Genomic DNA, 10,229 nt, shown 5'->3' on the forward strand with positions numbered 1-10,229 from the left:
GGCAGCCCAGGAGTATGGTCCATTTCCATGGCGAAACCGTGGGCCACTTATGGCGTCGACCTGCATGTCGAACCGTCCGGTTCCGGCGTGCGCCAGGGGCTGACGGACGCGCTCCGGGAGGCGGTGCGCAGTGGCCGCCTCGCTCCTGGCACCCGGCTGCCCTCCTCCCGCTCCCTCGCCGTCGACCTCGGCATCGCCCGCAACACGGTGGCCGAGGCGTACGGCGACCTCGTCGCCGAGGGCTGGCTCACCGCGCGCCAGGGCTCGGGCACCCGGGTCGCGGACGGCGCGGTCCCGCAGAGCGCGCGGCGCCGCCAGCCCCCGCCTCACCCGGAACCGGGCCGTCCGGCGTACGACCTCATCCCGGGCAGCCCCGACCTGGCCTCCTTCCCGCGCACCGAGTGGCTCAAGGCGGCCCGCCGCGCCCTGGCCGCCGCCCCGCACGAGGCTCTGGGCTACGGCGACCCGCGCGGCCGGGTGGAACTGCGCACCGCCCTCGCCGGCTACCTGGCCCGGTCCCGCGGCGTGCGCGCCGACCCCGAGCACATCGTGATCGCCTCGGGCATCTCCCACGCGCTGAGGCTGCTCGGCTCGGTGCTGCGGCGCCGGGGTGCCCACACGCCGGCGGTGGAGTCGTACGGCCTGGACGTCCACTGGAATCTGCTGGCGGAGGCCGACCTCGGGACGGTCCCGCTGCCGTACGACGAACTCGGCACCCGCACCGAGGACCTGACGGGCGACCTCACCGGCGTACGGGCCGTCCTGCTCACCCCCGCCCACCAGTTCCCCATGGGTGTGCCGCTCCACCCCGACCGGCGGGCCGCCGTTGTCGACTGGGCGCGCCGCACCGGCGGGCTGGTCCTCGAGGACGACTACGACGGCGAGTTCCGCTACGACCGCCAGCCGGTCGGCGCGTTGCAGGGCCTCGCCCCCGACCACGTGGTGTACCTGGGCACGGCCAGCAAGTCCCTGGCGCCGGGACTGCGGCTGGGCTGGCTGGTTCTGCCGCCGTCCCTCACCCCGGAGGTCCTGGCGGCCAAGGGGCACACGGACTGGTCCTGCGGGGCGCTGGACCAGCTGACGCTCGCCGAGTTCCTCACCTCGGGGGCCTATGACCGGCATGTGCGCTCCGTACGGCTGCGCTATCGGCGCCGCCGGGACGACCTGGTCGACGCCGTGCGCGAGCACGCCCCCGACGTCCGCGTCACCGGTATCGCGGCCGGACTGCACGCGGTGCTCCGGCTCCCGCCCGGCACCGAGGAGTCGGTCGTGCGGGCGGCGGCCTGGCAGGGGCTGGAGGTGCACGGCCTGGCCCGCTACCGCCACGACCGGGCGACCGTAGACCCGCTGGACGCCCTGGTCGTGGGCTACGGAACGCCGCCGGACCACGCGTGGGCGGGGGCGCTGGAGGCGTTGTGCAGGGTGTTGCCCTAGCGTGCGCGAACTGATGGGGGGAGCCGGTTGGGCAACCGCCCGATTCGCTCACTAGTCTGAGCGCCGGTCAGGTGTAGGCCCAGTGCCGCGCACCGGCCGGACACGCACGCCCGACGGGGGAGAGAAACATGGCAGAGAAGCGCAGGCGCCTCAGGTCCAGCACGGTCGTACTCGGCGGCATGGGCGTCATAGCGGCGGCCCTCACGTCCTGCGGCTCCGAACCGGACCGCCGCTGCGTGGACCGCGACAGCTACGACTTCGCCAACGGCTACAAGATCATCGCCGACAAGAACTGCAAGTCGTCCGGGTCGGGCTCCACGTCGTCCGGCAAGAAGCGCAAGACCGGCGGCAAGACCACCACCGCGGACGCCGACTGGTACTACGACGCCGACGTCACCGGCCGCTACGCCGACTACGGCACCTTCAGCCGCAGCGACGCCGTCGACCGCGACGGCTTCGGCTGCTCCGGCTCGGGCGGCGGCTGAGCGGGCGCGCGGACGGACCCGAACGCCATGGAGCGCCGCACGATCGAGCCCCGCCCCGGCTGGCAGCAGACCGTCGAGGACCAGGGGCTCATCTACCCGCTGACCCGCTACCCGGACGGCTCCCTGCGCCCGTACTGGGACGAGAGCGCCTACTACGTCTTCTCGCTCCCCGAGGTGGAGGCGCTGGAGGAGGTCGTCGAGGAACTGCACGGCATGTGCCTCGCGGCGGCCGCGCACATCGTCGAGCAGGACCGTTTCGCCGACCTCGGCATCACCGACCCCCGGCTCGCCGGACTGATCGCCGAGGCATGGCACCGCCGAGCCGAACTCCCCTCCGTCTACGGCCGGTTCGACCTGCGCTACGACGGCACCGGCCCCGCGAAGATGCTCGAGTACAACGCCGACACCCCGACCTCGCTCGTCGAGGCGGCCAGTCCCCAGTGGTTCTGGATGGAGGAACGCTTCCCGGGCGCCGACCAGTGGAACTCCCTCCACGAACGCCTCGTCGACGCCTGGAAGAAACAGTCCTTCCTCCTCCCACCGGGCGGCCCGCTCTACTTCGCCCACTCCGCCGGTGACGAACTCGGCGAGGACCTGATGACGGTCGCGTACCTCAAGGAGACCGCCGAACAGGCCGGCCTCGACACCGACTGGATCTCCATGGAGGACATCGGCTGGGACCGCCTCTCCGGCCGCTTCGTCGACAAGAAGCTCCGCTTCATGCGCAGCGTCTTCAAGCTGTACCCCTGGGAGTGGCTCACCACCGACCGCTTCGCCCCGCACGTCCTCGCCACCCTCGACAACGGCGGCGGCACGGGCACCACCCTGTGGATCGAACCCGCCTGGAAGATGCTCCTCAGCAACAAGGCACTCCTGGCCGTGCTGTGGGAGCTGTACCCGGGTCACCCGAACCTGCTCCCCACCTACCTCGACGGGCCCCGGGAACTGGCCTCGGAGAAGGGCTGGGTGGCCAAGCCGCTGCTCGGCCGCGAGGGCGCGGGAGTGACGGTCCACGAGCCGGGCGCCGACCCCGTCGTCCGCGACGAACCGTGCTGCTACCAAGAGCTGGCGCCCCTGCCGTCCTTCGACGGCAACCGGGTCGTCCTCGGCGCGTGGGTCGTGGAGGACGAGTCGGCGGGCCTCGGTATCCGCGAGTCCTCGGGCCTGGTCACGGACGAGTACGCGCGATTCCTGCCGCACGTGATCCTGTGAGGGCCGACGGGCACGACACGCCCAGCACCGCGCGGAGTTGAGCCAGGCCCCCTTCCCGTCGTCGCTCGAATCGCCGCTCGCATGATGGACGCGCGAACCCGCTGCTCCGGCACGCCCGGTAGGGTGAGCGGCGGGCCGTGACTGGCGCGCTGGACCCTGCCGTGACGGCCGGGTCCGAGGATGGGACCGACCATCGGGAAGCGGCCCGGGAACCGAGTGCCGTGCGCCTGGGCCGTACCGTGAACGCCGAACGCCACGTCCGGAGGTCCTCATGTCCGACACCCCTGCGCCCCTCTCCACGGAGTCCACCGCCTTCCGCAGCGCTCTCGACGTCATCCGGGCCGTGGAGCCCCGCGTCGCCGACGCCATCGGACAGGAGGTCGCCGACCAGCGCGAGATGCTCAAGCTGATCGCCTCCGAGAACTACGCCTCCCCGGCCACCCTCCTGGCCATGGGCAACTGGTTCAGCGACAAGTACGCCGAGGGCACCATCGGCCGCCGCTTCTACGCCGGCTGTCGCAACGTGGACACCGTCGAGGGCCTCGCCGCCGAGCACGCCCGCGAGCTCTTCGGCGCCCGCCACGCCTACGTCCAGCCGCACTCCGGCATCGACGCCAACCTCGTCGCCTTCTGGGCCGTCCTCGCCGACCGCGTCGAGGCCCCCTTCCTGGAGAAGGCCGGCGCCCGCCAGGTCAACGAGCTCTCCGAGGCCGACTGGGCCGAGCTCCGCCAGGCCTTCGGCAACCAGCGCATGCTCGGCATGTCCCTGGACGCCGGCGGCCACCTCACCCACGGCTTCCGCCCGAACATCTCCGGCAAGATGTTCGACCAGCGCTCCTACGGCACCGACCCCGCCACCGGGCTCCTCGACTACGAGGCCCTGCGCGCCACCGCCCGCGAGTTCAAGCCGATGATCATCGTCGCCGGCTACTCCGCGTACCCCCGTCTGGTGAACTTCCGGATCATGCGCGAGATCGCCGACGAGGTCGGCGCCACGCTGATGGTCGACATGGCGCACTTCGCCGGCCTCGTGGCGGGCAAGGTGCTGACCGGCGACTTCGACCCGGTCCCGCACGCCCAGATCGTCACCACGACCACCCACAAGTCGCTGCGCGGCCCGCGCGGCGGCATGGTCCTGTGCGACGACTCCCTCAAGGACCAGGTCGACCGCGGCTGCCCCATGGTCCTCGGCGGCCCCCTCCCGCACGTCATGGCCGCGAAGGCCGTCGCGCTCGCCGAGGCCCGTCAGCCCTCCTTCCAGGACTACGCCCAGCGCATCGTCGACAACTCGCGCGCTCTGGCGGACGGTCTCATGCGCCGGGGCGCGACCCTGGTGACCGGTGGTACGGACAACCACCTCAACCTGATCGACGTCGCCGGCTCCTACGGCCTCACCGGCCGCCAGGCCGAGTCCGCGCTGCTCGACTCGGGCATCGTCACCAACCGGAACGCCATCCCCGCCGACCCGAACGGCGCCTGGTACACCTCGGGCATCCGTATCGGCACGCCCGCGCTGACCACGCGTGGCCTCGGCACCGCCGAGATGGACGAGGTCGCCGGCCTCATCGACCGCGTCCTCACCACCACCGAGCCGGGCACCACCAAGTCGGGCGCCCCCTCCAAGGCCCAGCACGTGCTCGACCCCAAGGTCGCGGACGAGATCTCCCACCGCGCCACCGACCTCGTGGCGGGCTTCCCGCTGTACGCGGAGGTCGACCTCGGCTGAGGGCTGTGATTGCGGCACGTCGTGATGCCGGGCGGCCCCGTGCTTTTAAGGGGCGCGGGGCTGTGACAATATGCGGCTCCGCCGCGTGGGCGCGACAAGCCACGACGAACCCGCAGCTGACCACAGACATGAACCGTGTCCGGTGTGTTTCTCGCCTCACGGCGGGCGGACCCGCCCCGGCCCGCGTACGCCTGGCCGGGGCGGATCCGTTCCCACCTGTGTCACACCTGTTCCACACCCGTTCCGGAGTCGGCCCCCGCACCTGAGAGAATGGTGAGCATGGCCTCTGATCGACCCCGGGTCCTCTCCGGAATCCAGCCCACCGCCGGCTCGTTCCACCTCGGCAACTACCTCGGTGCCGTGCGCCAGTGGGTGGCCCTGCAGGAGTCCCACGACGCGTTCTACATGGTCGTCGACCTGCACGCGATCACCCTTCCGCAGGACCCGGCGGAGCTGCGCGCCAACACCCGGCTCGCCGCCGCCCAGCTGCTCGCCGCCGGGCTCGACCCGGACCGGTGCACCCTCTTCGTCCAGAGCCACGTCCCCGAGCACACGCAGCTCGCCTGGATCATGAACTGCCTCACCGGCTTCGGCGAGGCGAGCCGTATGACCCAGTTCAAGGACAAGTCCGCCAGGCAGGGCGCCGACCGGGCCAGCGTCGGACTCTTCACGTACCCGATCCTCCAGGTCGCGGACATCCTGCTGTACCAGGCGAACGAGGTCCCCGTCGGCGAGGACCAGCGCCAGCACATCGAGCTGACCCGCGACCTCGCCGAGCGCTTCAACGGCCGCTTCGGGCAGACCTTCACCCTTCCGAAGCCGTACATCCTGAAGGAGACGGCGAAGATCTACGACCTTCAGGAACCGTCGATCAAGATGAGCAAATCGGCATCGACCCCGAAGGGCCTGATCAACCTGCTCGACGAGCCCAGGGTGACGGCCAAGAAGGTGAAGAGCGCGGTCACCGACACCGACACGGTCATCCGCTACGACGCCGAGAACAAGCCCGGTGTCAGCAACCTGCTCACCATCTACTCGACCCTCTCCGGGGCCGGAATCGCGGAACTGGAGCAGAAGTACGAGGGCAAGGGCTACGGTGCGCTCAAGACGGACCTCGCCGAGGTCATGACCGAGTTCGTCACCCCGTTCCGGGAGCGCACCCAGCAGTACCTGGACGACCCCGAGACGCTCGACTCGATCCTGGCCAAGGGCGCAGAGAAGGCGCGTGGTGTCGCGGCGGAGACACTCGCGCAGACGTACGAGAGGGTGGGCTTCCTGCCCGCCAAGCACTGAGCCGCCCGGCCGCCCTGCCCGCACCGAGCCGCATCACCGTACAGTCGATAACGGAGCGGCAGTCACGCCTGCCTTCCGACGGCACGGCACGACGACAGAGCACAACCGACCACAACCGACCGCACACACGACACCAGACGACACCAGAGAACAGGAGACGACGTGGGGACCGTAACGATCGGTGTCTCGATCGCGGTCCCGGAGCCTCACGGCAGCCTGCTCCAAGAGCAGCGCGCGAGCTTCGGCGACCCCGCGGCTTCCGGCATTCCCACCCACGTCACCCTGCTGCCACCGACCGAGGTCGACGACTCGGAGCTGCCCGCGATCGAGGACCACCTCACCGACGTCGCGGCCGCCGGGCGCCCCTTCCTGATGAGGCTGTCCGGCACGGGAACCTTCCGGCCGCTGTCGCCCGTCGTGTTCGTGCAGGTCATCGACGGGACCGAGGCGTGCACCTGGCTGCAGAAGCAGGTCCGGGACGCGTCGGGCCCGGTGGCGCGCGAGCTGGCCTTCCCGTACCACCCGCACGTCACCGTGGCGCACGGCATCCCCGACGAGGCGATGGACCGGGCGTACGAGGAGCTGTCCGAGTTCGAGGCGGAGTGGCCCTGCACCGGGTTCGCGCTCTACGAACAGGGCGCGGACGGGGTGTGGCGCAAGCTCCGCGAGTTCGCCTTCGGCGGATCGGTCGTGCCTCCGCAGGCGGCGGCGCCGACCGGGAGGGACACCACCCTTCCGGCGCGCTGAGGCACCGGAGGGACGAGGGGGGACGGGACGATGCGCAGGACCGCGGCGGTATTCGCCGTACTCGCTCTCGCGGTGGCCGGCTGCGGCGGGCAGGACGAGGGCGGCTCGGGTGAGGGGTCCGGTTCCGGTTCCGAAAGCGACGAGCGCAAGCCCGGTCTGTCCTGGTCGTACGACCACATCTTCGACGGATCCGCCCGCCTGACCGACATGGCCGTGGTCGCCGAGGACGACATCTGGGCCTACGGCGACCGCAGACGCGCGGACGGGACGAGTGACCCCTTCCTGCTGCGCTACGACGGCGAGGACTGGCGGGAACAGCCCGTCCAGGAGGCCATCGGCATGGACGCCCCGCAGGCCGAGCTGACCGCGGTGGGCTCCGGCGAGGTCTGGCTGACCGTCCCGGGCGGCCCGACGGGCACCCTCGGCGGGACACGGATCGTCCGGTGGGACGGCACCCGCTGGTCCCCGCTGGATCCGGCGCCGAGCGCCCCCGTCGGCGACATCAAGGCCTTCGGCCCGGACGACGTATGGACGACGGCCGACGAAGGCCGTGTCCAGCACTGGGACGGCACACGGTGGACCGTCACGCGCCTGCCCGCCGACGGCATCGGCTCACTCGACGGCACCGCGACGGACGACCTGTGGGCCGTGGGACACCGCGACACCGGCGCGCTCGACGACGACGACCTCGGAGAGAGCGAGTACACCCAGCCCGTGGCCGTGCACTGGGACGGCCGTACGTGGACCCGCACCGAGACCCCCGAGTACCACTTCCCGGAGCCGGTGCCGCCCGAGCCCGGCGCGTCCCTGGGCGATGTCGTCGCGCTCGCCGAGGACGACGTACGCGCGTACGGCATCCACAGCTTCAACCACGGCGAGGTCGAGGACGAGCCGGACGACGAGGCGGTGCGGCTGCGCTGGGACGGAGAGCGCTGGGCCGAGCAGCCGGCTGCGCCGGGGCAGTGTGCCGAGCGGGTTCCGGTGCTGGGGGACGGTTCTGGCGGGCTCTTTCTGAACGGGAACTGGTATCTCGCGGAGGACGGGACCTGCACCAAGATCACCCGGTCCCGGCTGCCGAACGAGGGTGGGGTTCGGAGTACGTCGAGGCAGTTGCTGTGGGTGGGGGAGTTGGCGCGGGTGCCGGGCTCTGACGAGGTGGTCGGGGTGGGGTACGTGCAGGTGAACCAGAGTGGGAATCCTTTGAGCAAGGCGGTTGTGGTGTCGCTCCGGCGGTAGGGCGCCTCGGGTGGGGTGGCTTGGGTTGTTTCGCGGCTGCGGCGTCGTTGTGGTTTCTCGCGCAGTTCCCCGCGCCCCTTTCGGGGCGCTACATCGGCAGCCTTCGGAAGAGTGGCCGTGGCGCGTGCCTCAGCGCCGACATCACCCAGCGCAGAGCCCCAGGCACCCACACCGCCTCCGAGCGGCGGCGCAGCCCCAGCTCGATGGCGGCAGCGACCGCCTCGGGGGTCGTCGCCAGGGGCGCCTCCGGGAGGCCGGCCGTCATTCGGGAGCGTACGAAGCCGGGGCGGACGACCATGACGTGGACGCCCGTGGTGTGCAGGGCGTCGCCGAGGCCCTGGGCGAAGGCGTCGAGGCCGGCCTTGCTGGAGCCGTAGATGAAGTTGGACCGGCGGGCCCGCTCGCCCGCGACCGACGACAGCACCACGAGCGAGCCGTGCCCCTGGGTCTGGAGCGCCCGCGCGCACACGAGTCCGGCCGAGACCGCGCCCGTGTAGTTGGTCTGGGCGACGCGCACCGCTGCCACCGGGTCCCGCTCGTCGTTGGCCTGGTCACCGAGCACCCCGAAGGCCAGCAGCACCATGTCGACGTCGCCCTCGGCGAACACCTTGCCGAGGACCGGCTCGTGGGAGGCGGGGTCGAGCGCGTCGAAGGCGACGGTGCGGGCGTCGGCGCCCAGTCCGCGCAGGTGGGCGGCCGCGTCGTCCAGGTCGGGCGAGGGGCGTCCGGCCAGCCACACCGTGCGGGTGCGGCGGGTGATCAGCCGGCGCGCTGTGGCCAGCGCGATGTCCGACGTGCCGCCGAGGACCAGCAGGGACTGGGGGGCACCGAAGGCGTCCTTCATGACAGCTCCCGGGTGTCGTGGAGAGGGAAACGGGGTCACTGGAGGTCGAGGCGGCGGGCCAGGTCCGAAACGAAGACGCCGCGGGGGTCCAACGCCCGGCGGAGTTCCCGGAATTCGGCCAGCCGGGGGTACATGGCCGCCAGCAGTTCGGGCCGCAGCCGGGCGTCCTTCGCCAGGTACACGCGGCCCTCCGCCGCCGCGACCTCCTCGTCCAGCTCGTCGAGGAAGGCGGCCAGGCCCGGCAGGCCCGCGGGGATGTCCAGGGCCAGCGTCCAGCCGGGCATCGGGAAGGACAGCCACCCCGGATCGCCCTCCCCGAACCGTTTCAGCACGGCGAGGAAGGAGGGACAGCGGTGGAGCGAGATCCGCCGCACGATCCGCCGCAGGGCCTCTTCACGGCCGTACCCGACGACGAACTGGTACTGGACGAAGCCGGACCTGCCGTAGACGCGGTTCCAGTGGGGGACACCGTCGAGGGGGTGGAAGAAGGTGGAGATCCGCTGCAGTTCGCCCGTGCGCGCGTGGGGCGCCCTCCGGTACCAGAGCGAGTTGAAGAGACCCACGGTCGTACGGCCCAGGAGCCCCTCCGGAACGTGGGCGGGGACGGCCGGGAGCCGGTGGGTCCGGAATTCCAGCGGAGTGCGCCGTGCGCGCGGAGGCAGTGCGTCCAGGGGCGCGTGGTCGGCGCGCGTCAGGACCGAACGGCCCGTCGAGGCACCGCGTGAGAGGAGGTCGATCCACGCGACGGAGTAGCGGTAGCGGTCGTCCGTCAGGGTGAGGCGGGCGATCAGGTCGTCCAGGTCGCGGGCGCGTTCCGTGTCGACCGACATCAGCGAGGTCTCCACCGGCAGCAGCCGGACGGTCGCCGTGAGGATCACACCGGTCAGGCCCATGCCGCCCGCCGTCGCCTCGAACAGCGGCGTCCCACGGCTCACGGTCCGGATCTCGCCGTCCGCCGTCAACAGCTCCAGGGACAGGACATGGCGTGAGAACGAACCCGAGACGTGGTGATTCTTGCCGTGGATGTCCGCGCCGATCGCGCCGCCGACCGTGACGTACCGCGTCCCGGGCGTGACCGGCACGAACCAGCCCAGGGGCAGCAGGACCTCCATCAGCCGGTGCAGGGAGACACCCGCGTCGCAGAGCACCGTGCCGCCGTCCACGTCGATGGCGTGGACGCGGTCCAACGCCGTCATGTCGAGCACGGCTCCGCCCGCGTTCTGTGCCGCGTCCCCGTACGCCCGCCCGAGCC

At 71.6% G+C, this 10,229-nt stretch carries 9 protein-coding genes; 7 read left to right on the forward strand and 2 right to left on the reverse strand.

The window, feature by feature from the left end; all coding sequences use genetic code 11:
- Positions 1–27: 27 nt before the first annotated feature.
- The 7 genes from pdxR (at position 28) to FNH08_RS13565 (ending at position 8,133) form a co-directional block, all read left to right on the forward strand.
- On the forward strand, positions 28–1,434 hold the full coding sequence (gene pdxR / locus FNH08_RS13535) for a MocR-like pyridoxine biosynthesis transcription factor PdxR (RefSeq protein ID WP_152771723.1): 1,407 nt from the start codon (positions 28–30) through the stop codon (positions 1,432–1,434).
- A 128-nt stretch (positions 1,435–1,562) separates the two neighbouring features.
- A complete protein-coding gene (locus FNH08_RS13540) occupies positions 1,563–1,919 on the forward strand; it encodes a hypothetical protein (RefSeq protein ID WP_152771724.1) in 357 nt (118 codons plus the stop codon).
- A 27-nt stretch (positions 1,920–1,946) separates the two neighbouring features.
- On the forward strand, positions 1,947–3,131 hold the full coding sequence (locus FNH08_RS13545) for a glutathionylspermidine synthase family protein (protein WP_152771725.1): 1,185 nt from the start codon (positions 1,947–1,949) through the stop codon (positions 3,129–3,131).
- Between the two features lie 271 nt (positions 3,132–3,402).
- Positions 3,403–4,857, forward strand: a complete 1,455-nt coding sequence (locus tag FNH08_RS13550) for a glycine hydroxymethyltransferase (protein WP_152771726.1) — start codon at positions 3,403–3,405, stop codon at positions 4,855–4,857.
- Between the two features lie 279 nt (positions 4,858–5,136).
- Positions 5,137–6,150 carry a tryptophan--tRNA ligase gene (trpS, locus tag FNH08_RS13555; protein ID WP_152771727.1) on the forward strand — a complete coding sequence of 338 codons (1,014 nt, stop codon included), beginning with the start codon at positions 5,137–5,139 and terminating at the stop codon, positions 6,148–6,150.
- 162 nt (positions 6,151–6,312) lie between these two features.
- On the forward strand, positions 6,313–6,897 hold the full coding sequence (locus tag FNH08_RS13560) for a 2'-5' RNA ligase family protein (protein WP_322724413.1): 585 nt from the start codon (positions 6,313–6,315) through the stop codon (positions 6,895–6,897).
- 30 nt (positions 6,898–6,927) lie between these two features.
- Positions 6,928–8,133, forward strand: a complete 1,206-nt coding sequence (locus tag FNH08_RS13565) for a hypothetical protein (RefSeq protein ID WP_152771728.1) — start codon at positions 6,928–6,930, stop codon at positions 8,131–8,133.
- 88 nt (positions 8,134–8,221) lie between these two features.
- On the opposite strand, the gene FNH08_RS13570 is transcribed toward FNH08_RS13565, so the two are convergent.
- The gene (locus FNH08_RS13570; RefSeq protein ID WP_152771729.1) at positions 8,222–8,977 is read right to left on the reverse strand and encodes a decaprenylphospho-beta-D-erythro-pentofuranosid-2-ulose 2-reductase; all 756 of its coding nucleotides are present in this window, start codon (positions 8,975–8,977) and stop codon (positions 8,222–8,224) included.
- A 35-nt stretch (positions 8,978–9,012) separates the two neighbouring features.
- Positions 9,013–10,229: FAD-binding protein (locus FNH08_RS13575; RefSeq protein WP_152771730.1), on the reverse strand; the 1,217-nt coding region annotated here is incomplete at its 5' end.

It is taken from the genome of Streptomyces spongiae, assembly GCF_009377185.1.
Lineage (GTDB): Bacteria > Actinomycetota > Actinomycetes > Streptomycetales > Streptomycetaceae > Streptomyces > Streptomyces spongiae.

Bases quoted from the DNA above. Each gene is read 5' to 3' on its own strand.
- pdxR (WP_152771723.1), top strand. From the start codon at position 28: ATGGCGAAACCGTGGGCCACTTATGGCGTCGACCTGCATGTCGAACCG.
- FNH08_RS13540 (WP_152771724.1), top strand. From the start codon at position 1,563: ATGGCAGAGAAGCGCAGGCGCCTCAGGTCCAGCACGGTCGTACTCGGC.
- FNH08_RS13545 (WP_152771725.1), top strand. From the start codon at position 1,947: ATGGAGCGCCGCACGATCGAGCCCCGCCCCGGCTGGCAGCAGACCGTC.
- FNH08_RS13550 (WP_152771726.1), top strand. From the start codon at position 3,403: ATGTCCGACACCCCTGCGCCCCTCTCCACGGAGTCCACCGCCTTCCGC.
- trpS (WP_152771727.1), top strand. From the start codon at position 5,137: ATGGCCTCTGATCGACCCCGGGTCCTCTCCGGAATCCAGCCCACCGCC.
- FNH08_RS13565 (WP_152771728.1), top strand. From the start codon at position 6,928: ATGCGCAGGACCGCGGCGGTATTCGCCGTACTCGCTCTCGCGGTGGCC.
- FNH08_RS13570 (WP_152771729.1), bottom strand. From the start codon at position 8,977: ATGAAGGACGCCTTCGGTGCCCCCCAGTCCCTGCTGGTCCTCGGCGGC.